The organism is Achromobacter sp. B7, from assembly GCF_003600685.1.
Classification (GTDB): domain Bacteria; phylum Pseudomonadota; class Gammaproteobacteria; order Burkholderiales; family Burkholderiaceae_B; genus Achromobacter; species Achromobacter spanius_B.
Genome location: NZ_CP032084.1, coordinates 4,375,377 through 4,397,475, shown reverse-complemented (window position 1 = coordinate 4,397,475; position 22,099 = coordinate 4,375,377). Strand labels below are relative to the sequence as shown.

The following is a 22,099-nucleotide window of genomic DNA, read 5'->3' as shown; positions in this document are numbered from 1 at the left end:
GACGCCGTCAACAGGAGGATCCACATGAACACCTTGCCCCAGACCCGCCACCGCGAGGCGGCAGAACAAGCCGTACAGCTGGCCATGCCGATGCTGGAGGCGGCCCGCGCCGATCGGCGCGTAGGCGAGAGCGGCTTCTTGCACGTGGTGATCATGGACCCCCAGGCGCGGCCCGCCGACGGCGATTTTGAATCGGCCATCCTGTACGAAAAAAGCATCGGCGACACGTCCAAGTGGGACGCCGACTATGGCGCCTATGCGCGCGCCAAGGCGCGCTTGAGCTGGCGCACCGGCCGGCCCAGCCACGAGGTGCTGGCGTTGCAACCGCATCTGGTCGCCCAGGGCGACGTGCTGGTCTGGGGCAGCGCGGTGGTCGATGGCGTGGTGGTGGCGGTCAGCGGCGCCAACCCCTGGTTTGACGAAGCACTGTCCGGCGCCATCGCGCATCTGTTCAAAGCCTGCGTGCACGCCCAGGTGGACGCCCAAGCCAGCGCCTGAGCCAGCGCCCAAGTCCGCGGGGCCTGATTTTTCCGCACCCCCGTTCACCCGGAACCGGTACGCGCGGAACGGCATTTGCTGGCCCCGGCGCTCATCGTTTTGAGGGCCGGTCCCATGAAAGAAGCAGACGCCAGCGCGAATGATTTCGCTCGCAAGGAAGTCAACCGCACCATCTGGGCGGCGCTGTGGAAGTATCGACGTCGCACCGGCGCGGCGGTGGCATTGCTGGTGGCCGCCAAGCTGCTGATGGTGCTGGTGCCGGTCGTTCTGAAAACGATCGTTGACACCTTCAGCGCGCCAGGCCCGCTGATGCTGCCCGTGTTCCTGTTGTTGGCCTATGCCTTGATCCGCTTTGGCGGCAGCGTGTTCACCGAGCTGCGGGATGTGGTCTTCGTCAAGGTGGCCCAGCGCACCGTCGCCGACTTCACGGTGCGAGTGTTCGGGCAGCTGCAACAGCTGGGCGCGCGCTTTCACGGCGCCCGCAATACCGGCGGCCTGGCGCGCGATGTCGAACGCGGCACGGCCGGCCTGGGTTTCCTGCTGGGCACGGGCTTGTTCACCCTGCTGCCCACCCTGGTCGAAATCGTTTCCGTGGTGCTGATCCTGGTGATGGGCTATAGCGCGTGGTTCGCGCTGATTGTCACGGTGACCTTCGTTGCCTATTTTTCCTACACCACGGTGCTGGTCAGAAAGCGCGTTAGATATCAACGCCGATTGAACGAGCTGGATTCCCGGGCGAGCGGCCAGATGGTTGACAGTTTGCTGAATTACGAGGCAGTGAAACTCAACGCGAACGAAGCGCTGGAATCTTCGCGCCTGAGCCGCATCCTGAACGAATGGACCGAGGTGGGCATCCGCAACCAGCGGTCGTTGTCGCGGCTGCATGTGGGGCAGTCGGGCATCATCGCCTGCGGCGTGGCGGCGGTGATGCTGCTGGCCGGGCAGCAGGTGGTCACCGCGCAGATGACGGTGGGCGACCTGGTGCTGGTCAACGCCTACATCATCCAGATATGCCTGCCGCTCAATACGCTGGGCCTGATATTCCGGCAGGCCAAGGAAGCGTTTGTGAACGCCGAACGCGTGTGCGATCTGCTGCGGCATCCGCCTGAAACGGGCGATGACCCCAACCTGCCCGCGCTGGACCCGGGCGCGGGCGAAATACGTTTCGAGGGCGTGAGCTTTGGCTACGACCCCGGCCGGCAGATCTTGTGGGACATCGATTTCACCGTGCCGGCCGGCACCACGCTGGCGGTGGTGGGCGGCAGCGGCTCGGGCAAATCCACGCTGGCCCGCCTGCTGTTCCGCTTTTACGACCCGGATGCCGGGCGCGTCCTGATCAATGGGCAGGACCTGCGCACGGTCAACGTGCGCAGCCTGCGCCGCGCGCTGGGCATCGTGCCGCAAGACACGCTGCTGTTCAACGAGACCATTGCCTACAACATCGCCTACAGCCGGCCCGAGGCCACGCGCGACCAGGTCGTGCAAGCGGCGCGGGGCGCGCGGGTGCATGACTTTATCGAAAGCCTGCCCGACGGCTACGAGACGCCGGTGGGCGAGCGTGGCGTGATGCTGTCCGGTGGCGAACGGCAGCGCATCGCCATTGCGCGGGCTATCTTGAAAAACCCGTCCATCGTGGTGTTCGACGAAGCCACCTCGGCGCTGGATACGCGCACCGAACGCGCCATTCAGGGCGAGCTGGAGCGCATCTCGCGCGGGCGCACCACGCTGATCATCGCGCACCGCCTTTCCACGATTGTTCACGCGCATAACATTCTGGTGCTGGACCGAGGCCGTGTGATCGAGCAGGGCCGTCATGAAGACCTGCTCAAGCGGCAGGGCATGTACGCGCAGATGTGGGCGCTGCAACGCCAGCAGTCCGCCTTGGAAGAAGCCATGGGGCGCGAAACGCGCCAGCCCGTGAACCTGGTGGCCGTGGTGGCGGGCGTGCTGGACGCCGCGCGCGAACTGGCGCAGGACAAGGGCGTGAACGTGTACACGACCATCGGCAACGAGGCCGCGCGCATCACCGGCGACCCCAGTTCGTTGCAGCAGCTGGTGTGGGACATGTGCCTGCACGCCATTGCCGTTACGCCGATGGGCGGCCGCATCGAGATACGCCTGCAACGCGAAGGGCAGATGACGCGGCTTGCCGTCACGGACGGCCGGACGGTGGCGGCGCAGCCGGATGAGCCGGAGGCCGTGCCCGCTGACATTTCGCTGAACATGCCCGAGCCGCTGCGCGCCGCCGCTGCGTTGGACCCGGCGCAATTGGCGGCGGAGGTGCAGCGCCAGGGCGGTGCGTTCCACAGCACCACGGGGCCGGCCGGCGGGCTGACCTATTGCGCTGATTTTCCGGTGCGCGCGGTAGAGGCGACCGCGTTGCGCGCCGACGTCGGCCTGCCCGACCTGCAAGGCGCCACGGTGATGGTGGTGGATGACCAGCCGGAAGCGGGCGACATGGTGGCAGAGATCCTGCGGTCCAACGGCGCCGACGTTTCGCAATGCACGACGGGCCAGGAAGTGTTGAAGGCGTTCGCCGATCTGCCGCCCGACCACTGGCCGCGCGTGCTGATCTGCGACCTGTCGCTGGGAGACATGGACGGCTACGAGGTCGTGGGCCGCATTCGCGACATGGAAGCGCGGCGCGGCGCGTCGCTGGCGCATCGCCTGCCGGCCATCGCGCTGTCGGGCCACGTCAGCCCCGAGTACCGCTTGCGCAGCTTGCTGGCGGGCTTTCAGGTGCATCTGGCCAAGCCGGTGGACCCTAACGAATTGCTGGCGACCGTGGGCGCAATGCTGCCGCCCGCGGGCGGCAAACGGGCCGACAAACGCACTGACAAAAGCGCAGACAAAAGCACAGACAAAGGCGCAGAGGGCACCGAGGCCTAAGCGTGCGATACGGCACTTCTTACCGTGCGTGTAAGAAGTGCCGTGTCAAAAAACCGACCCCTGAATATCGACACGTTGCATCGCCGTGGTGGCGTGCGCTTTGGCACACCACTTGCTCATCGTTGGTTTGGAAACAGGCACGATCAACGGAGTCGGACCATGAAAAGAATTGCCATCATCAGTGAGCATGCCTCGCCGCTTGCAATTGCAGGCAGCGTGGACAGCGGCGGCCAGAACGTTTATGTGGCGAATGTGGCGCGCGAACTTGCGCGCGCCGGCATGCAGGTGGATGTGTTCACCCGCAAGGACAACCCCGCGTTGGAGGCCGAGCAGACCATGATGCGCGGCGTGCGTGTCGTGCATGTGCCGGCAGGCCCCGACAGCTACCTGCCCAAAGAAAAAATGCTGCCGTACATGGATGAGTTCTCGGCCTTCCTGCTGCGCTATTTCGGCCGGCAGGGGCGCGGCTATGACGTCATCCACGCCAACTTTTTCATGTCCGCGATGGCCGCGCTGCCCGTGGCCCAGCACTTCGGCATTCCGCTGGCAGTGACCTTCCACGCGCTGGGCAAGGTGCGCCGCCGCCACCAGCAAGAGGCCGACCTGTTTCCCGACGTGCGCTTTGATATCGAAGACGAAATCACGCGCCGCGCCGACCGTATCGTGGCCGAGTGCCCGCAAGACCGGGCCGACCTGATCGAACTGTATGGCGCCGACCCCCGTCGCATCGAGATCGTGCCTTGTGGTTACGACGCCGCCGAAATGGCGCCGCGTCCCGCCGCCGCATCCCGCGCCGCACTGGGCTGGGACGATTCCGCATTCACGCTGTTGCAGCTGGGCCGGATGGTGCCGCGCAAGGGCGTTGACAACGTCATTCGCGCCCTGGGGCGCCTGCGCCACCAGCATGGCGTGAACGCGCGGCTGTGCATCGTGGGCGGAAACAGCGATAGCGCCGACGAGGCCTCGACGCCCGAGATCGGCCGCCTGCGCCGCATTGCCGACGAAGAGGGCGTAGCGCAATGGGTGGAGTTCACTGGCCGCCGTCACCGCGATCAATTGGCCACTTATTACAGCGCCAGCGACGTGTTCGTGACCACGCCGTGGTACGAGCCCTTTGGCATTACGCCGGTCGAAGCCATGGCCTGCGGCAAACCCGTGGTCGGCTCTGACACCGGCGGCATTCGCAGCACGGTGGTGCATGGCAAGACGGGTTTCCTGGTGCCGCCCCGCGATCCGGACGCGCTGGCGCAGCGCCTGGCCGAGCTGGCCGCCGATCCGCATTTGCGCGCCCGCATGGGCGAGGCCGGCCGGATGCGCGCGCGCCGTCTCTATACCTGGAAGCGGGTAGGCCAGGACCTGATGTCCGTCTACGGGCACATGGTGGCCGGCGCCGTCCACGCGGATCGCCACGCCACGCGCATTGCGGCTTGATCCGACATAGCCCTTGAATAACCCCGGACCGGGTCCGGACCAATCACGGAGTACACGATGACCGACCTTGCGAACAACCACTTTGAAAGCCTGAAAGGGCGCTGCGTGCTGGTGACCGGCGGAGGCAGCGGCCTGGGCGCGGCGCTGTGCGAAATGTTGGCGGCGGAAGGCGCCAGCGTTGCGGTGACCGACGTCGATGAACAGCGCGCCACCGCGCTGGCTCGCCGGCTGTCGGAGCAGGGCGCCAACGTCATGGCCTGCATCATGGACGTGGGTGTGGTGGCCGACGTGCGCGAAGGGCTGGACGCGGTGGTGCGCCAGTTCGGCAAGCTGGATGCCATTGTCAATAGCGCGGGCGTGGACGTGACCGCGCCCATCGACGACCTGGACCCCGACGTGTGGGAACGCGTGCTGCGCACCAACCTGACGGGGCCCTTCCTGATGGCCAAGCTGGGTAAGGACCGGCTCAGCCCGGGCGGCCACATCGTCAACGTGGCCTCCACCGCCGCGCGGCGCGCCTGGCCCAATGCCAGCGCCTATCACGCCAGCAAGTGGGGCTTGATGGGCTTGTCGCATGCCTTGCACGCCGAACTGCGCGGCGCGGGCATCAAGGTCAGCGCGGTGATTGCGGGCGGCATGCGCACCCCGTTCCTGCTTGACCGCTTTCCGGACATCGATACCAACACGCTGCAAGACCCCGCCAATGTGGCGCGCGCGGTGCGCTTCGTGTTGACGCAGCCGGAAGAAACGGTGGTGCCTGAAATCATGGTGCTGCCGATGAAGGAAACGTCATGGCCTTGAGGCCGGCGGTCTTTCTGGACAAGGACGGCACGGTGTTGGCGGACGAACCCTACAACGTGGACCCCGCGCGCATGGCCTACGCGCCCATGGCGCTGGCGGGCCTGTCGCGCCTGGCCGCCTCGGACCTGCCGCTGGTGGTCATCAGCAACCAGTCGGGCGTGGCGCGCGGCATGTTCGCGGCCAGCGCCCTGGATGCCGTGCACGTGAAGCTGGCGTCGATGTTCATGGCGGCCGGCGCCCACCTGGAAGGCTTCTATTGGTGCCCGCACCATCCCGACGGCGTGGTTCAGGGCTACGACATCGAGTGCGATTGCCGCAAGCCCAAGCCGGGCCTGCTGCTGCGCGCGGCCGACGAGCTGGGCCTGGACCTGCGCGCGTCCTGGTTCATCGGCGACATCCTGGACGACATCGAAGCGGGCAACCTGGCCGGCTGCCGCACCATCTTGCTGGACGTCGGCAACGAAACCGAATGGCGCGAGGGTCCCCACCGGCTGCCGCACTGCCGCGCGCCCGACCTGGACGCCGCCGCGCAGATCGTGCTGTCGAACCCGCCGGTGCCGCTGGCGCCGGGCAAGGGGTGACCATGGCCTGGAACTGGCAGGAATGCGCGCACGTGCTGTGCATACGCCTGGACAACATGGGCGACGTGGTGATGTGCACGCCCGCGTTTCGCGCGCTGCGCCAGGCGGGCGCACGGCGCCTGTCCTTGCTGACGTCCCATTCCGGCGCGCGCGTTGCGGCCTATATCCCGGAGGTGGACACCGCGCTGGCGTACGACCCGGCGTGGGTCAAGAACGATTCGCACGGCCGCGACCAGGACCTGGACGCCATCGCGCGTGTGCGGGCGCTGCGGCCCGATGCCGCCGTGATCTTCACCGCGTACAGCCAAAGCCCGCTGCCCGCCGCGCTGCTGTGCCACCTGGCCGGCGTACCGCGTGTGCTGGCGCACTGCCGCGAAAACCCGTATCGGCTGATCTCCGACTGGGTGCGGGAAACCGAACCGGCCTCGGGCGTCCGCCACGAAGTGCAGCGCCAGCTGGACCTGGTGGCCAGCGTCGGGGCGCATTGCGACAACGCCCGCATGTCGTTCCGGGTCAGCGATTCGGACCGTTTTTCGCTACAGGCCAAACTGCACCGCGCGGGCGTGACCGAGACGGGCGGCTGGATCTGCGCGCATGCGGGCGCCACCGCGTCGTCACGGCGCTATCCGGCCCGGCAGATGGTGCAGGCGCTGGTCGAGCTGCGCGGCGATGGCCGCCGCATCCTGCTGCTGGGTGGGCACGAGGACGCCGAGCTGGCCGTGGCGCTGGCCGAGGCGCGGCAACTGCTGCCCGGCCTGATCGACCTGTCCAACGGCCTGACGCTGGGCGAACTGGGCGCGGCGCTTGAGGCGTCGGCGCTGATGATCTGCAACAACAGCGGGCCGGCGCACATTGCCGCCGCGTTGGGCGTGCCGGTGGTGGACCTGTACGCCCTGACCAATCCGCAACACACGCCGTGGCAGACGCCCGCGCGTGTGCTGAACCACGACGTGCCCTGCAAATACTGCTATCGCAGCGTGTGCCCGGAAGGACACCAAGCTTGCCTTGCCGGCGTTGCGCCCACCCAGGTGGCGACGGCGGCGCGGGAACTGTTGAACGAGACTCGCGTGGACCTGTTCGGTCCTCGCGCGGCCAAGGAGACCACCCATGTACACACTAGGCATTAACGCGGCCTACCACGACTGCTCCGCCACGCTCGTGCGGGACGGCATCGTCCTTGCGGCGGCCGAGGAAGAGCGCTTCACGCGGGTCAAGCACGGCAAGCGCCCGGTGCCCTTCACCACCTGGCAACTGCCGTACTACGCCATCGACTACTGCCTGTCGGTGGCGGATATCCGGCTGCGCGACGTGGATCACATCGTCTATTCGTACGACCCCGCGCTGCTGGCCGACGGCCAACCCCGCCCGCTGGATATCGCGCTGCCGCTGGAGCCATCGCGCGCCGGCTTCGGACCCAATGGCGAGTCCCCCTGGGACCCGCTGTTCTTGTCCTATCTGGTGAACGCGCCGCGCCAGTTGCTGGATGGGGCGCCACACCATTTGAAGTCGCCGCGCTTTGACGACCTGACGCTGGAACATATCCTGGACCGCTGGGTGTACCTGGACCACCACCTGTCGCATGAGGCCAGCGCGTTCCTGGCCGCGCCGTGCAAGGAGTCGGCGGTGTTGACGATGGACGGGCGCGGCGAAAAGACCACCACCAGCTACGGCCATTTTTCAGGCGGCGAGTACGCGCGGCTCAAGCAGATCGACCTGCCGCATTCGCTGGGCCTGCTGTACGAGGACGTCACACGCTATCTTGGATTTTTGCATTCTTCCGATGAATACAAGGTGATGGCGCTGGCCTCGTTCGGCAAGCCGAAGTACCGCGCCGAATTCCGCGACATCCTGCGGCTGGAGGAAGAGGGCGGTTATTCCTTGCAGCCCGCTCGTCTGGCCGAGCGCTTCGGCCCGCCGCGCCGGCGCGGCGCGCCCTTTGAAGAGAAGCACAAGGACATCGCCAGCTCGTTGCAATACGTGTTGGAAGAGACCGCGCTGCACATGGTGCAGTGGCTGCATGAAAAGACGGGCGCCAAGGACCTGTGCATGGCGGGCGGCGTGGCGCTTAACTGCGTGATGAACGCGCGCATCGCCAAGGACGGGCCGTTCGATTCCGTCTGGGTGCAACCGGCGGCGGGCGACTCCGGCACGTCGCTGGGCGCGGCGCTGTACGTGGACTATCACCGGCGCGGCTGCAAGCGCGAATGGTCGATGGAACACGCCTACCTGGGCCCTTCGTACGGCGACGAGGAAATCGAACGTTTCCTCTACAACTCGCGCTTGGAGTTCCGGCGGCTGGACGACGTGGCGGGCGAGGCGGCCGCCTTGCTGGCCCAGGAAAAGATCCTGGGCTGGTTCCAGGGGCGCATGGAATTCGGCCCGCGCGCCCTGGGTGCGCGGTCCATCCTGGCCTCGCCGCTGGATAGCGGCATGCAGGCACGCTTGAATGGCTTGAAGGACCGCGAGGACTTCAGGCCCGTGGCGCCCGTGGTGCTGGAAGAACGGGCGGCGGAGTGGTTCGATGGCCGGGGCGCGTCCTCGATCTGCGCGCCATTCATGCTGTTCGTCTATGACGTGCTGCCGCATCGCGCGCAGCAGATTCCGGCCGTGCGGCACATTGACGGCACGGCGCGCGTGCAAACCGTCAGGCACGATCAGAACCCGCGCTATTACGATTTGCTGGTGGCCTTTGAGCGGCTGACGGGCGTACCCGTGTTGGTGAACACATCGTTCAACACGCGCGGGGAACCGGTGGTGTGCTCGCCCCGCGACGCCGTGGAATGCTTCTGGACGTCGCCACTGGATGCGCTGGTGATCGGTTCGTATCTGGTCGAGAAACCACGATGAGCGACGACGCGTCCATTCTGGTGTCGGTGGTGGTGCCTACGTATCGGCGCCCCGACCTGCTGGCGCGCTGCCTGGATGCGCTGGGCAACCAGCGTTTTCCGCGCGACCAGTACGAAGTGCTGGTGTGCGACGACGCCGCGCTGGCCAGCACGCGTCGCCAGGTCGAAGCCTTGCAGGCGGCCTGGGGCGGGCGGCCGGCACTGCGTTATCTGCCGGTGGTGGGCACACGCGGCCCGGCCGGCGCGCGCAACCAGGGCTGGCAAAGCGCACGCGGCGAAATCATTGCGTTCACCGACGACGACACCATCCCCCAGCCCGATTGGCTGGGGCATGGCGTGCTGGCGCTGCGGCCCAACCTGGCGGCGGTGACCGGCGTGACGGAAATGCCGCTGCCCGATCCGCCCAGCGACTACGAACGTGATGCGGCCGGCCTGACGCGGTCTGAATTCATTACCGCCAATTGCTTCGTGCGGCGCACGGCGCTGCAAGTGGTAGGGGGCTTTGACACCCGCTACACCATGGCGTGGCGCGAAGATTCAGACTTGCATTTTGCCTTGCTGGACCATGGCTTTTCGGTGCAGCGCGCGCCCCTGGCACGGGTGCTGCATCCGATGCGCCCGGTGCGGTTCGCGGCGGGCCTGGGCATGCAGAAAAAAGTGATGTTCGACATGCTGTTGCGCAAGAAATACCCCCTGCTGTATCGCAGCCGCATCCGGTCGCGCCCACCACGCTTTTACCTGGGGGTGACGGCGGCGGCGGTGGGCGCGGTGGCGTTGGCGGCGCTGGGCTATTTCACTGCCGCCGTCGCGGCGGCGGGCGCGTGGCTGGCGTTAAGCGTGCATTTCTTCATGCGGCGCTTGCGCGGCACGCGCCGCAGCTTGCGCAACGTGGTCGACTTGGCGATCACGTCGGCCTGCATCCCGCTGCTGTCCATCTGGTGGCGGCTGGTCGGCCTGCTGCGGTTTGCCAGGAGCGAACCATGACGCCGCTGTTCGATCCCTTGCGCCCGCCCGCCACGCTGGTGGTGTTTCGCGCCTTGCAATTGGGCGACATGCTGTGCGCCGTGCCCGCCTTGCGCGCCTTGCGGCGTGCGTTTCCGTACACGCGCATCGTTCTGGTGGGCCTGCCCAACGCGCATGAATTCGTTGACCGCTTTCACGCGTATGTGGACGAGCTGATCGAATTTCCCGGCATACCGGCCTTTCCCGAACAGCAGCCACGTCCGGACGATCTGCCGGCGTTCTACCGGCGCGTGCGCGCGTTGCACGCCGACGTGGCCTTGCAGTTGCACGGCAGCGGCACGCAGTCCAATCCCGTCGTCGCGCAGTTGGGCGCGGGGCGCTGGGGCGGCTTTGTGGCGGACCCGACCGCGCAGATTCCCGGCTGCCGCATGTTGTGGCCGGACGACCTGCCCGAGCCGCGCCGCTATCTGGCCTTGTTGCGATACCTGGGGTTGCAAGCGGATGACGATGCGCTGGAATTTCCGGTGTCGCAGACCGATCAGCGCGATGCCGAGGCATTGATGCGCAAGCATGCGCTGGACCCCGCCAAGCTGATCCTGATGCACGTCGGCGCGCGGCTGCCGTCGCGGCGTTGGCCCTTGGAGCGATACGCGGCGCTGGCCGGCGAACTGTCGCGCCAGGGTTGGCAAGTGGCCTTGACCGGCATGCACAGCGAGATGCCGCTGGTGCAGTCGCTGCAAGACCAGGCGGGTGTGCCGCTGACCAACCTGTGCGGGCAGACCAACCTGGGCAGCCTGGCGGCGCTGCTGACGATGTGCCGTCTGCTGGTGTGCAACGACACGGGGGTGTCGCACGTGGCGGCGGGCGTGGGCGCGATGAGCGTCGTCATTGCCTGCGGCAGCGACCAGCGGCGCTGGGCGCCCATCGACAGCGCACGCCACGTGGTGCTGGCCGCCGACATGGCGTGCCGCCCCTGCGCGTTCGAGGAATGCCCCATCGGGCACCCGTGCGCCTTGGCGGTGACGGTGCCCGACGTACTGGGGCAAGTTCAACATCAACTCAAAGGGGCCGTGCAATGACGCAGTCCGTGGCGGCGCCGCGTCGGCGCCTGCGCATTCTGACCTGGCATGTTCATGGCAATTATCTGTATGCCCTGAGCCATGTGCCGCATGACTTTGTGGTGCCTTCCCTGCCGGGCAATCCGTCGGGCTATGGCGCGCTGGGCCGCAAGATACCGTGGCCCGCGAACGTGGTGCAGGTGCCCGCCGAGGACCTGCGCGGCATGGCGTTCGACTGCGTGCTGTACCAGTCGCGGCAGAACCTGGCGGATGCGCCGCGCTGGCTGAACGAGGCGCAACGCGCGCTGCCCAGCGTCTACCTGGAACACAACCCGCCCGAGCCGCATCCCACCGATACGATGCATCCCTTTCGGCACGAGCGTGGCCTGGTCGTGCACGTGACCCCGTTCAATGCCGCGATGTGGGACTCGGACGGCATGCCGGTGCGCATCGTCGAGCACGGCGTGCCGCCGCCCGATGTCAGCTATGACGGCGGCAACGCGCGAGGCATCGTGGTCATCAACCACCTGGGCCGCCGCGGCCGCCGCATGGGCCGCGACCTGTTTGACCAGCTGCGCGCGCAAACGCCCATGGACCTGATCGGCATGGGCTCGGAGGAATTGGGCGGGCTGGGCGAAGTGCCCAATATGGAAGTGGGCGCCGTGATGGCGCGGTATCGCTATTTTTTCAGCCCCATCCGCTATGCCAGCCTGGGCCTGTCCTTGGTAGAGGCCATGCTGTGCGGCGTGCCGGTGGTGGGCTTTGCCACCACCGAACTGCCGACCGTGATCAAGAACGGTGAAAACGGCTATGTGGATACGCGGCCTGACCGGCTGCTGGCGGTGGCGCGGCAACTGGTGGCCGAGCCCGAACTGGCGCGGGCCTGGGGCGCGGCGGGGCGCCGGACCGCGCTGGAACGCTTTGGCATGGGCCGCTTTATTTCTGATTGGATAGACGTGTTCGACACGATCCTGGAGGCAGCATGATGAACGATATTCCACGTAGCGGCCGCGCGCTGGTGGCGGGCGGGGCGGGCTTTCTGGGCTCGCACCTTTGCTCGCGGCTGTTGAACGACGGGTGGGAAGTGATATGCGTCGACAATTTCCAGACGGGGCGGGCGTGCAACGTGTCGCCGCTGGCCGCGCACCCGCGCTTTACCGTCATGCGCCACGACGTGGTCGACAAGCTGCCGCGCGTGCGCGTGGACCGCATCTACAACCTGGCGTGCCCGGCCTCGCCCGTGCACTATCAGGCCGACCCGCTCAAGACGCTGCGCACCTGCGTGCTGGGCGCGATGCAACTGCTGGAACTGGCGCGCGATGTCGGCGCGCGGGTGTTGCAGGCCTCCACCAGCGAGGTCTATGGCGACCCGCTGGAGCATCCGCAGGGTGAAGGCTACTGGGGGCACGTGAACCCGGTTGGGCCGCGCTCTTGTTATGACGAGGGCAAGCGCTGCGCGGAAACGATTTTCATGGAATATGCGCGGCGCGAAGGCGTGGTGGTGAAGATCGCGCGCATCTTCAATACCTATGGGCCGCGCATGGCGCCGGATGATGGGCGCGTTGTGTCGAACTTCATCGTGCAGGCGCTGGCGGGGCAGCCGCTGACCGTCTACGGCGATGGCACCCAGACGCGTTCGTTCTGTTATGTGGACGACCTGATCGACGGCCTGGTCCGCCTGATGGAAAGCCCCGAAGACCTCGCGCAGCCGGTCAACCTGGGCAACCCGGCCGAACTGACGATGCTGGAAATGGCCGACATGGTGCGCAAGCTGACCGGGTCACGCGTGCCGCTGGTGCACCGCGAATTGCCGGTGGACGATCCCACGCACCGATGCCCCGACATCACGCTGGCGCGTACCCGGCTGGGGTGGAGCCCCAGGGTGGACCCGGCCGAGGGCATCGCGCGCACGGTGGCGTACTTCGCGGCCGAGGCCAAGCGCACGCGTCCGGCGGACGGGCCGGTCCAGCACGCCGAACACGCCGAACACCCCGAACACGCCGTGCCCGGCGCCAGCGTGCGCCGCTACGCGCCCGCCGACCGGGCATAGCGATTGCTGCGTGCTCCCGCATGCGGCGCCATCCTGTCGCCGCGCACATCGCCCACCAAGGAGCACGTGATGACTACCAAGCCACACTCCCATCAGGACGACCCGCAGGCGGCGGACCGCAAGCCCGTGCCGGAATCGGAACGCACGCTGGCGGGGCGCCCCGCGGACCCCAACCGTACCGGCGCCGGCCAACAAGTGCCGCCCGGCATGCACCCCGATGACGTCTGGGACCCGGGCAACTCCACGCCGGACGCGCCGCCGGTAGACAACCGGTCGGGCACCTCAAGGAGCAAATAATGAAAGCTGTTGTATTTCACGGCATCGGCGACATCCGTCTGGACACCGTCCCCGACCCCGTCTTGCAGGAAGACAACGACGCCATCGTGCGCCTGACCGCCAGCGCCATCTGCGGCACCGACCTGCACTTTATTCGCGGCACCATGGAATCCATGAAGCCCGGCACCATCCTCGGCCATGAAGGCGTGGGCGTGGTCGAGCAACTGGGGCCCGGCGTGCGCAACCTGAACGTGGGCGACCGAGTGGTGATTCCGTCCACCATTGCCTGCGGCTATTGCTCGTACTGCCGCGCCGGCTATTACGCGCAGTGCGACGTGGCCAACCCCAACGGGCGCGATGCCGGCACCTCGTTTTATGGCGGCCCGCAGTCCACCGGCCCGTTCAACGGCTTGCAGGCCGAACTGGCGCGCGTGCCGTTTGCCAACGTCAACCTGGTCAAGGTGCCGGACGGCGTCAGCGACGAGCAGGCGCTGATGCTGTCCGACATTTTCCCCACCGGATATTTCGGCGCCGACCTGGCCGACATCAAGCCCGGCCACACCGTGGCGGTGTTCGGCTGCGGGCCGGTGGGGCAGTTTGCCATCGCGTCGGCCAAGCTCATGCACGCCGGCCGGATCTTTGCCGTGGACACCGTGCCCGACCGGTTGGCCATGGCGCGCGCCCAGGGCGCCGAGGTCATCGATTTCAATGCGGAAGACCCCGTGGCGTGCATCAAGGGCTTGACGGGCGGCATTGGCGTGGACTGCGCCATCGATGCCGTGGGCGTGGATGCGGTGCATGCGCACGATGGCCCGGCGGGCGATGCGGAAACGAACGCGTCAATGGAAGAAGAGGCGCGCAAGGGTGCGCCCCATGCCAAGCCGGACGGCGAGAACTGGCGGCCGGGCAACGCGCCGTCGCAAGCGTTGCAATGGGCGGTGCAGGCACTGGCCAAGGCCGGCACGCTGTCGATCATCGGCGTATATCCGCCCAATGACCGCACGTTTCCGATCGGCGAGGCCATGAACAAGAACCTGACCTTGCGCATGGGCAACTGCAATCACCGCAAATACGTGCCGATGCTGATGGAGCTGGTGCGCACGGGCGCGGTGGACCCGGCGGCCATCCTGACGCGACAAGAGCCGTTGACGCAGGCGGTGGATGCATTCAAGGCGTTCGATACCCGCCAGCCCGGCTGGCTGAAGGTTCAGCTGGAGCCGGCGGCGTAATGGTGCGGCCGGGTGCGGCTTTGGCGGCCGGACGGGCAGGTGGGGCCGGCCCCGTGCTTGCTGCTCGGGCAGGGCGCCGGCTTGAGCTGACGCGCAGGCCGGCGCCTTGGCCTTACTTTCGATTCGGCCGGGCCGGGTCGACCGGACGTCCGTAGACGTCTTTGCCTTCCTCGGCCTGCGAGCCGCCGGCCGGATAGCCCGAATTGGTATTCGGGTCGTGATTGACCTCGCCTTGAGGAGGCCCGTCGGCCACGGGCTGGCCGGTGGCGCCCTTTTCGGCGGGGTCCACGTGCGGCGAGGGCGGCGGGTTGGGGGCGGGCGCGGGTTTGGAATCGGTCATGGTTCCTCCTGGCAGGGTGCGGGTTGCGTGCCTTGCGGGATGCGCGGCGTCGGCACCGGTTCAGCAACTGCCATTCCTGAAGGAGACGGTATGTTCACTCACATCCAAATCGGCGCGCGCGATTGGCCGCGGCTGGTGGACTTCTATGACGCCGTGTTGGCGCCGCTGGGTTTGGCGCGGCGCAACGCCATCGACAACGCGGGGCCGGAAGGCGTGATCTGGGGCGTGGGCTCGGCGCGCTGGCCGACGTTTGTGGTCGCGCCTCCGTTCAACGGCTTGCCCGCCACCTGGGGCAATGGCTGCCAGGTCAGTTTCGAGGCGCCGTCCGAAGACGTGGTGCGCCAGTGCTGGACCGCGGCGCTGGCGCACGGCGCGGTGGACGAAGGCGCGCCCGGCTTGCGCAGCCGGTACGCGCCCGACTTCTACGCCGCCTACTGCCGCGACCCCGAGGGCAACAAGCTGGCCTTCGTATGCGCCAGCCGACACGAAAAGTCGACCGCAGGCCCATCGGAACGTCCTTCGGCGAACCCTTCAGCAAGCCCTCCGGCAAACCCTTCAGCAAGCCCTTCGGCAAAACCGCCCCCGGCCCCGCAAAGCAGCGGCCCCGCAGCCCCGCCCGCTGGCACGGCGCCGGCGGCCCCGGCCACCCCCGCGCCCGATCCCAGCGAGGACTTGTCCGCGATCCCCTGATTGGAAGCCGCGCCCAGGCGGCGGCCAAGGGCGCGTTCAATCGGGCGCAGTTCGGCCAGCAATGCCACCACCAAAGCCACCGCGCCCACCGCGAACAGCATCCGGTGCTGGCCTCCGGTGGCGCTGAATACGGCCGAGTAGGCGTATCCCGCCACCGCCTGAAAGGTGGCGAAGCTGACGGTGGCGCGGCTCCACGCGCGGTTCTGCGCCAGCGGATCGTGCGGGATCAGGTCATGGATGCGCGCCAGCGCCAGCGGCACGATGCCGGGGGGGAAGGTGCCCACCATGAACGCAGCGGCCGCCAGCAACCCGCCGCCGTGCGCCAGCGTCAGCGCGGCCATGGCAACGGCCTGCATCGCCAACACCAGGCGCAATGCGCTGCGCGGACCCAGCCTGTCGCCCAGCCAGCCGTACAGCGGCGGCCCCATCATCGCGCCCACCCCGTACAGAATCCAGTAATACGCACCGGCGTGCGGATCGCCGGTCAGACCGCGTTGGACAAAGTCCACCAGAAACACCATCGGCGCCACCAGCGCTACGGCCATCAGACCGTATTGGCCGAACAACAACACAACTCCGGCGCGCGGGTCGGAAGCGTTCGCATGGGCTGACGCGGGTGCGGATGAGTCGCGGGGCGTGCCCCTGCCGGACGTGCCCGCGCCGCTCGTTCCAGCGCCGGTCGTTCCAGCGCCGGTCGTCCCAACGTCGGTCGTCCCAACGTCGGTCGTCCCAACGTCGGTCGTCCCAGCGCCCCTCGTCCCAACGCTGCTCGTCCCAACGCCGGCGCTGACCGAGGCCAACGCCGACGGCGACGGTGCCGCCGGCGATACGGGCACGGTCACGCCATGAGCCGGCCACGCGCTCCATGTCAACAAGGTCAGCACCGCCGAGATCGCGGCCAGCCCCAGCCATGCGGCTTGCAGCCCGAAGCCCAGCAGCCACGGCACGACCGTGCCCGAGCCCGCGATGCCCACGCCGATACCCAGGAATATCGCGCCGCCCGCCAGCCCCCGGCGTTCGCGCGGCACGTGCGGCAGCACGGTGGCGGCGGCCAGCACCATGATGGCGCCGCCCGCGATGCCCGACATCAGGCGCCAGCCGAAGAACCAGCCCAGCGCTTGGCGGTACGCGCAAGCCAGAAACGCCAGCGTCACCAGCGCCATCATGGCGCGCAGTACCTGGGTGTTGGAAAAACGCCGCGCCAAAGGCTGTCCGATCAGTGCGCCGACCAGGTAACCGGTCAGGTTCGCGGCGCTTAGAAACACCACGCTGGACGACGAAAACCAGTGCGCCTGGATCAGCGCGGGAACCAGGGGCGCATAGGCAAAACGGGCCAGCCCGATGCTGGCCAGACTGGCGGCAAACCCGGCCAGCACGTAGCGCCAGGGGGCGCCGGCGGAGCTTGGCAGGGCAGGGGTGGATGGGCGTGACATGGTGGGACCTCTACGTGTTCAGCACGACCCAATCGGGTCGATATGCCAAAAAGTATAGGAACGCCAGGTGCTGGAATCACGCAGCAATTTGCAATGGCGATGATGCAAAAACGCAGCGGTTTGTAGGCGGCGTGCGCAGGGTGCGGCATCGATCCCCCAGCCGCATTGCGCACCGCGCTATTCGAACTGCGCCACGACCGTATCGATGAACGCGCGCACGCGTGCCGTGTGGCGCAGGTCCTGGTGGGTGACCAGCCAGACGGCAAAGCCACCTTCCCGCTCGCGGTCGGACCATAGCCGTGTCAGGCCCCCGCGTTCGCCCATCGGCACCGGCAATTCACCGATGCCCACGCCGCTAGAGATCAGCGTGCGCAGCATCAGGCTGGAATTGGCCGTAGCCACGATGCGGCCCGCTTGCGCCGGTTCGCCCACGATGGTCGGCGGCCGTCCGCCTTCCAGGTAGGGCTGGTAATACACCAGATCGTGTCCCTTGAAGCCGCCATGCTCGGTGGGCGCGCCGTGTCGTTCCAGATAGCCCGTCGAGGCATACAGGCCCACCGGCCACAGCGCCAGTTGGCGCGCGATCAGGTCCGGGTTGTCGGGCTTCATGTTGCGGATGGCGATGTCGGCCTCGCGCCGCGCCAGGTTGGCCATCTGCGTGGCCACGCTCAGTCGCACCCGCACGTCGGGGTGGCGCGCGTGCAAGTCGGCGATGGCCGGAATAACGAATTCCATCGCCAGCGAATCGGTGGTGGCCACCTTCACTTCGCCTTCCAGCCGCCCGTCCGTGCCCTGGGCCTGGCGCACCAGGTCATTGGCGAACTGCTCCATGCGTTCGGCAGCGTGCAGCACCGCGCTGCCGGCCGTCGTCAGCGTGTAGCCGGTGGAGCTGCGCAGAAACAGGGTGGCGCCCAGGTTGTGTTCCAGCACGCCGATCCGCCGTCCTATCGTGGCTTGGTCCACGCCCGCCACACGCGCCGCGCGGCGCAGCGTTCCTTCGCGTTGCAGCGCAAGAAATATTCTTGCATCGTCCCAATTCATGGTGTCGTCCCGGCGCTCAGGCCGGGGGCAGGTGGCACACGGCTTCCAGGTTGTGGCCGTCGGGCGCCCGCACGAAGGCGGCGTAGTAATTGGGGTGGTAGTGGGGGCGCAGGCCCGGGGCGCCATTGTCGGTGGCGCCTGCCGCCATGGCGGCCTGGTAGAACGCGTCCACCTCGGCGCGGTTGGCGGCGGTGATGGCGATGTGCAGCGGCGGCGACACCGCCTGGGTGCCGTACAGCCACATTGAGGGCTTGCCCGCGCGGCCCAGGCCCACGCTGTCGGGCCCTTGCATGGCAAGGCCAACCCCCAGGGGAGCCAGCGCTTGCAGGAAGAATGCGCGACTGCGTTCCATGTCGCTGACGCCGAATCCGATGTGATCGAACATGCTGGCCTTAATCAATTGAATGCGGCGGCCGATGGCCGCCGGGTATGGCGTTTGCTTCGCACGGCTCTTGTCGGCCACACAGAGGCGAAACCCATGCTACAGGACGAACTACTTGCAAAGATGATCGTAAAAACTGCACCGTGTCGTCGTTTTGACGACTGGGCCGAGGTGCTGACGGAATTCGCCAGCTGTCTGGTGCAGATCAGCCCGCGCCTGAGCCCGGAGGAGTGCGACAGGCTGATCAATATTGGCGCCTCGTTCTATCGCACCCTAGCCCGTGCGGAGGACTACCGGCGCACTTCGATCCATGGCGACTAGCTGATGCGCGCGGTCGCGCGCCGGCGTCGGGCGGCTGCGCATCTGCATGCGCCACCCGGCTTCCCAGGCGCGCACCTTTTCACGCCACAGGGAGATCGACTCGCCCGTGTGGCCGGGCATTTCAACAGCGCGATAGTACGGGCAGTCCCATAAGGTCAAGCCCTGCCGGGCGGCGTTCGCGCCGAGCTTCTGGATGTCATCGCGATGCATTGCTGAACCCTCCAAAAGTATGAAGAACGGACCGCCAGTATCGTGCGGTTCGGGGGAGCTTTGCAATAGTGTTGCGGTACCAGATGAGGGGAGTTGGATTGTTCCCGGGGCAAGGCGCATTGTTGCCCCGCGGGCAACACCGTGGTCCCTGGTGCAGGCCTACTGCCTTGGTGCGGGCAGGCCTACGATTTGGGCGTCGTTCAAACATCCCGCGCCCCCCGCGACACCGCGCGGCGCGCTTACCCAAATCCAACCTCCCGGGAGCCACCATGAGTCAACGCCTTAACGCTTTTGCGCAATCGCCCGCGCTGTTCAAGAAGTTTGTCGAATTCGGCATGTTGTTGAAGTCGGGGTCGATCGAGCCGTCCATCCTGGGCCTGATCGAGATCCGCGCGTCCCAGATCAACGGCTGCGGCTTCTGCCTGGACATGCACGTGAAAGAGGCCAAGATCCGCGGCGAAGGCGAATTGCGCCTGCACCATGTTGCGATCTGGCGCGAGTCCACGGAATTTTCACCGCGCGAACGGGCCTGCCTGGCATGGACCGAAGCACTGACGACGTTGGGCGCACACGGCGTGCCGGACGACATCTACGAGCGCGTACGCGGCGAATTGTCCGAAAAAGAAATCAGCGACCTCAGCTTCGCCATCATGGCCATCAACGGGTGGAACCGGCTGAACGTGGGCTTTCGCACCGTGCCGGGCTCGGCCGACAAGGCCTATGGCCTGGACAAAGCCAACTTCAGCTAAGGAAAGCGCCATGAAAATCCTGGTCATCGGCGGAACCGGCCTGATCGGCTCAAAGCTTGTGAAGCGGCTTGTCCGGCGGGGCCAGGAGGCCATCGGCGCGCTTGGGTTCGATAGACTTCGACACCTGGTTCAGCCAGTCGGGCGTCAGGAAATAGCGGGGCGGCGCCGGGGGCGGCAGCAAGCCGGAGCCCCGGATGTGCTCGGTCATGTAGTCGATGAACACGCGCATGCGGGCGGGCAGATGCTGGCGGCTTAAAAAGCACAGGTAATGCCCGCGGTCATCGGGCGCGTGCTGCGGCAGGCAGGCCACCAGCGTGCCGGCACGCAGATGGTCGCAAACCTGGTAGGCGGCCATCTGCGCAATGCCGTGGCCGTCGAGCACCGCCTGCAACACCAGGTCGGCGTCGTTGAAGGTCAGCATCGCGGGCGGCGTCACCTTCTGCAAGCGGTCGCCCAGCTTGAATTCCCATTCAAAGATCCGGCCCGACGCCAGTCGGAAGTTCACGCCACGGTGGTCCAGGATGTCGTCCACGCTGGCGGGCAGGCCGTGCGCGGCGGCGTAGCCGGGCGAGGCGCACAGCAGCATCTGCATGGGGATGATTTTTTTTGCGATGACCTGGCTGTCTTCCATGCGGCCATTGCGAAACGACACGTCAACGCCGTCCGCCGCGAAGTCGGTCGGCCCATCGTCCAGCAGCAGGTCCACCGCAATGCCGGGGTTGGCCCGGCAGAACCCGTGCAGCAGGGGCGCGACGACCTTGCGGCCAAAGCCCACGGTGGAACACACGCGCAGGTGGCCCGACGGCGGGCCTTCGCGCAGTTCGCGCATGTCATCCAGCGCTTGCACGATACGCGCCACGCCGGGATGGCACTGGTCGTAAAACTGCCGCCCCTCGGCGGTCAGTGACGTGCTGCGCGTGGTGCGCACGAACAGCCGGGTGCCCAGCTGGTCTTCCAGTTTCTGCACGCTGCGGCTGACGGCCGACCGCCCGATGCCCAGCCGGTCGCCCGCCTTGGCGAAGTTGCCTTCGACGGCCACCGCAATGAATGCCACCACGCCGGCATAGCTGGTGGCAAAGCTGTCGGCCAGGGAATCCGGCCCAAGGGGAGAGGGGGTGATCGATGGGGCAAACAAGGGTGTCGACATGGTGGCGGCGCGGCAAGGGTGGGTCTTATGGCTAAGACGGCGCACGCGGCCATTCTGTGACATCAAACGAAAAAATACCGGGTTTTTCCTAGGAAGAAGGCGTCAAGCGTGGCGCGCGGCTGCACTGCGGGGGCACCATGTGGCCCGCCGTGCACCCCCGCGACGGCGTAGTCCTCAGCCCTGCGGGAGCGCTGCTGCGATCCGCGCGAGCTTGTCGGGGTTGCGCTGCACCAGCACGCGCGTCAACCGTTGTCCGTCCGTCTCGTACGACTGCACCGATTCCAGTTGCCCGTCGATGTATCGAAGCAAGGTCCATTGCCCGTTGATCTCTACGACCTCGGCGCGCAGGCCGTCGCCAAAGCGGCGCTTGCCCGCGTAGAACAATTGCGCCAGCCGTTTGCCACCCACCAGCCGCGCAAACGCGGTGGCCTTGCCACCGCCGTCGCCGATCAGTTCGGCGTCGTCGCTTAATAGCGCATGCAAGCCGTGGAAATCGCTGCGCTGCATGGCGTCGGCAAAGGCCAGCAACAAGCGGTGCAGGGCCGCGCGCGAGACGGTTTCACGCGGCGCGCCCTGGCGCAGTTGCAGCCGGGCGCGCCGTACCAGCTGGCGGCAGGCTGCCTGTGTCTTGCCCAGCGTGTCGGCGATGTCTTCGTAATCGGCATCGAACACGTCGTGCATCAGGAAGGCCGCGCGCGCGTCGGGCGACAGACGTTCCAACATGAACAGAAACGCCACGGACACATCGTCCGCGAATTCGTGGATCTGTTCAGGCGTGGACGGCGCGGCCATCAGCATGGGTTCGGGCAGCCATACGCCCGTGTACTGGGCGCGTTCAAGCTTGGCCGCGCGCAGGCGGTCGATGGACAAGCGCGTGGTGGCCGTGACAAGCCAGGCCTCGGCGTTTTCCACCAAGGCGTGGTCGGCGCCGTGCCAGCGCAGCCATGCTTCCTGCACCACGTCCTCGGCCTCAGCCACCGCGCCCAGCATGCGATACGCCAGCGCGAACAGGCGCGGGCGGTGACGCTCGAAAAGTAGCAATGAATCGGTCATGTCGGACGCAAGCGCCAGGTAGAAGTCGGGGCGTGCAGCCGCGTATTTTGCCGCACTTTGCCGGGGCAATGGGTCAGCCGGGCAATGGGTCAGCGCGCCACGGTGTGCAAG

22 protein-coding genes and 1 pseudogene are annotated in these 22,099 nt (G+C 67.1%); 16 read left to right on the top strand and 7 right to left on the bottom strand.

Translation table 11 applies throughout. The features are described 5' to 3' along the window. Positions 1 to 24 precede the first annotated feature (24 nt). The 13 genes from DVB37_RS19810 to DVB37_RS19750 all read left to right on the top strand — a co-directional run bounded on the left by DVB37_RS19810 (position 25) and on the right by DVB37_RS19750 (position 14,622). Positions 25 to 498: a hypothetical protein gene (locus DVB37_RS19810; RefSeq protein ID WP_120156537.1), complete on the top strand. Its 474-nt coding sequence runs from the start codon at positions 25 to 27 to the stop codon at positions 496 to 498. 114 nt (positions 499 to 612) lie between these two features. Beyond that, positions 613 to 3,387, top strand: coding sequence for an ATP-binding cassette domain-containing protein (locus DVB37_RS19805; protein WP_120156536.1), 2,775 nt, complete (start codon positions 613 to 615; stop codon positions 3,385 to 3,387). A gap of 159 nt (positions 3,388 to 3,546) precedes the next feature. Beyond that, entirely contained in the window at positions 3,547 to 4,818 is a 1,272-nt protein-coding gene (locus tag DVB37_RS19800) for a glycosyltransferase family 1 protein (RefSeq protein ID WP_120156535.1), read from the top strand. A gap of 57 nt (positions 4,819 to 4,875) precedes the next feature. Continuing rightward, on the top strand, positions 4,876 to 5,619 hold the full coding sequence (locus tag DVB37_RS19795) for an SDR family oxidoreductase (protein WP_104144149.1): 744 nt from the start codon (positions 4,876 to 4,878) through the stop codon (positions 5,617 to 5,619). Continuing rightward, on the top strand, positions 5,610 to 6,200 hold the full coding sequence (locus tag DVB37_RS19790; protein WP_046807143.1) for an HAD-IIIA family hydrolase: 591 nt from the start codon (positions 5,610 to 5,612) through the stop codon (positions 6,198 to 6,200). The genes DVB37_RS19795 and DVB37_RS19790 overlap by 10 nt, the downstream gene beginning before the upstream one ends. 2 nt (positions 6,201 to 6,202) lie before the next feature. Continuing rightward, on the top strand, positions 6,203 to 7,327 hold the full coding sequence (locus DVB37_RS19785; protein WP_120156534.1) for a glycosyltransferase family 9 protein: 1,125 nt from the start codon (positions 6,203 to 6,205) through the stop codon (positions 7,325 to 7,327). Beyond that, positions 7,308 to 9,047 (top strand): carbamoyltransferase C-terminal domain-containing protein, encoded by a 1,740-nt coding sequence (locus tag DVB37_RS19780; protein ID WP_120156533.1) that lies wholly within the window; start codon positions 7,308 to 7,310, stop codon positions 9,045 to 9,047. The genes DVB37_RS19785 and DVB37_RS19780 overlap by 20 nt, the downstream gene beginning before the upstream one ends. Further along, a complete protein-coding gene (locus tag DVB37_RS19775; protein WP_120156532.1) occupies positions 9,044 to 10,030 on the top strand; it encodes a glycosyltransferase family 2 protein in 987 nt (328 codons plus the stop codon). The genes DVB37_RS19780 and DVB37_RS19775 overlap by 4 nt, the downstream gene beginning before the upstream one ends. After that, positions 10,027 to 11,088 (top strand): glycosyltransferase family 9 protein, encoded by a 1,062-nt coding sequence (locus tag DVB37_RS19770; RefSeq protein ID WP_120156531.1) that lies wholly within the window; start codon positions 10,027 to 10,029, stop codon positions 11,086 to 11,088. The genes DVB37_RS19775 and DVB37_RS19770 overlap by 4 nt, the downstream gene beginning before the upstream one ends. Beyond that, complete coding sequence (locus DVB37_RS19765) at positions 11,085 to 12,053, top strand: glycosyltransferase (RefSeq protein ID WP_120156530.1); 969 nt, start codon at positions 11,085 to 11,087, stop codon at positions 12,051 to 12,053. Before DVB37_RS19770 ends, DVB37_RS19765 begins: the two co-directional genes overlap by 4 nt. Then, on the top strand, positions 12,053 to 13,117 hold the full coding sequence (locus DVB37_RS19760) for a UDP-glucuronic acid decarboxylase family protein (RefSeq protein ID WP_082134641.1): 1,065 nt from the start codon (positions 12,053 to 12,055) through the stop codon (positions 13,115 to 13,117). The genes DVB37_RS19765 and DVB37_RS19760 overlap by 1 nt, the downstream gene beginning before the upstream one ends. A gap of 69 nt (positions 13,118 to 13,186) precedes the next feature. Continuing rightward, entirely contained in the window at positions 13,187 to 13,414 is a 228-nt protein-coding gene (locus DVB37_RS19755) for a hypothetical protein (protein WP_143215474.1), read from the top strand. Next, on the top strand, positions 13,414 to 14,622 hold the full coding sequence (locus tag DVB37_RS19750) for a zinc-dependent alcohol dehydrogenase (protein ID WP_104144143.1): 1,209 nt from the start codon (positions 13,414 to 13,416) through the stop codon (positions 14,620 to 14,622). The genes DVB37_RS19755 and DVB37_RS19750 overlap by 1 nt, the downstream gene beginning before the upstream one ends. A gap of 112 nt (positions 14,623 to 14,734) precedes the next feature. On the opposite strand, the gene DVB37_RS19745 is transcribed toward DVB37_RS19750, so the two are convergent. From DVB37_RS19745 to DVB37_RS19725, 4 genes are all read right to left on the bottom strand, one after another. Beyond that, positions 14,735 to 14,962, bottom strand: a complete 228-nt coding sequence (locus DVB37_RS19745) for a hypothetical protein (protein ID WP_120156529.1) — start codon at positions 14,960 to 14,962, stop codon at positions 14,735 to 14,737. 431 nt (positions 14,963 to 15,393) lie between these two features. Then, complete coding sequence (locus DVB37_RS28540) at positions 15,394 to 17,085, bottom strand: YbfB/YjiJ family MFS transporter (RefSeq protein ID WP_205571577.1); 1,692 nt, start codon at positions 17,083 to 17,085, stop codon at positions 15,394 to 15,396. A gap of 177 nt (positions 17,086 to 17,262) precedes the next feature. After that, positions 17,263 to 18,126 (bottom strand): LysR family transcriptional regulator, encoded by an 864-nt coding sequence (locus DVB37_RS19730; protein ID WP_120156527.1) that lies wholly within the window; start codon positions 18,124 to 18,126, stop codon positions 17,263 to 17,265. Between the two features lie 16 nt (positions 18,127 to 18,142). Beyond that, positions 18,143 to 18,511 (bottom strand): VOC family protein, encoded by a 369-nt coding sequence (locus tag DVB37_RS19725; RefSeq protein ID WP_046804895.1) that lies wholly within the window; start codon positions 18,509 to 18,511, stop codon positions 18,143 to 18,145. Between the two features lie 93 nt (positions 18,512 to 18,604). Between DVB37_RS19725 and DVB37_RS19720 the strand changes: the two genes are divergently transcribed. After that, complete coding sequence (locus tag DVB37_RS19720) at positions 18,605 to 18,829, top strand: hypothetical protein (RefSeq protein WP_046804791.1); 225 nt, start codon at positions 18,605 to 18,607, stop codon at positions 18,827 to 18,829. Here the strand turns inward: DVB37_RS19720 and DVB37_RS28885 are convergent. Then, positions 18,782 to 19,039, bottom strand: coding sequence for a CrpP-related protein (locus tag DVB37_RS28885; RefSeq protein ID WP_104144140.1), 258 nt, complete (start codon positions 19,037 to 19,039; stop codon positions 18,782 to 18,784). The genes DVB37_RS19720 and DVB37_RS28885 overlap by 48 nt on opposite strands. A gap of 269 nt (positions 19,040 to 19,308) precedes the next feature. Here DVB37_RS28885 and DVB37_RS19710 point away from each other — a divergent pair, with 269 nt between their 5' ends. Further along, positions 19,309 to 19,788: a carboxymuconolactone decarboxylase family protein gene (locus DVB37_RS19710; protein WP_120156526.1), complete on the top strand. Its 480-nt coding sequence runs from the start codon at positions 19,309 to 19,311 to the stop codon at positions 19,786 to 19,788. After that, positions 19,760 to 19,849: pseudogene (locus tag DVB37_RS28965) on the top strand (hypothetical protein); the annotation flags it as partial. The gene DVB37_RS19710 and the pseudogene DVB37_RS28965, both read left to right, overlap by 29 nt. Here DVB37_RS28965 and DVB37_RS19700 read toward each other — a convergent pair. Both DVB37_RS19700 and DVB37_RS19695 read right to left on the bottom strand, forming a co-directional pair. After that, the gene (locus DVB37_RS19700; RefSeq protein WP_120157583.1) at positions 19,838 to 20,935 is read right to left on the bottom strand and encodes a LysR family transcriptional regulator; all 1,098 of its coding nucleotides are present in this window, start codon (positions 20,933 to 20,935) and stop codon (positions 19,838 to 19,840) included. The pseudogene DVB37_RS28965 and the gene DVB37_RS19700 sit on opposite strands and share 12 nt — an antisense overlap. A gap of 174 nt (positions 20,936 to 21,109) precedes the next feature. Next, the gene (locus tag DVB37_RS19695) at positions 21,110 to 21,988 is read right to left on the bottom strand and encodes an RNA polymerase sigma-70 factor (protein WP_120156525.1); all 879 of its coding nucleotides are present in this window, start codon (positions 21,986 to 21,988) and stop codon (positions 21,110 to 21,112) included. Positions 21,989 to 22,099: the final 111 nt, after the last annotated feature.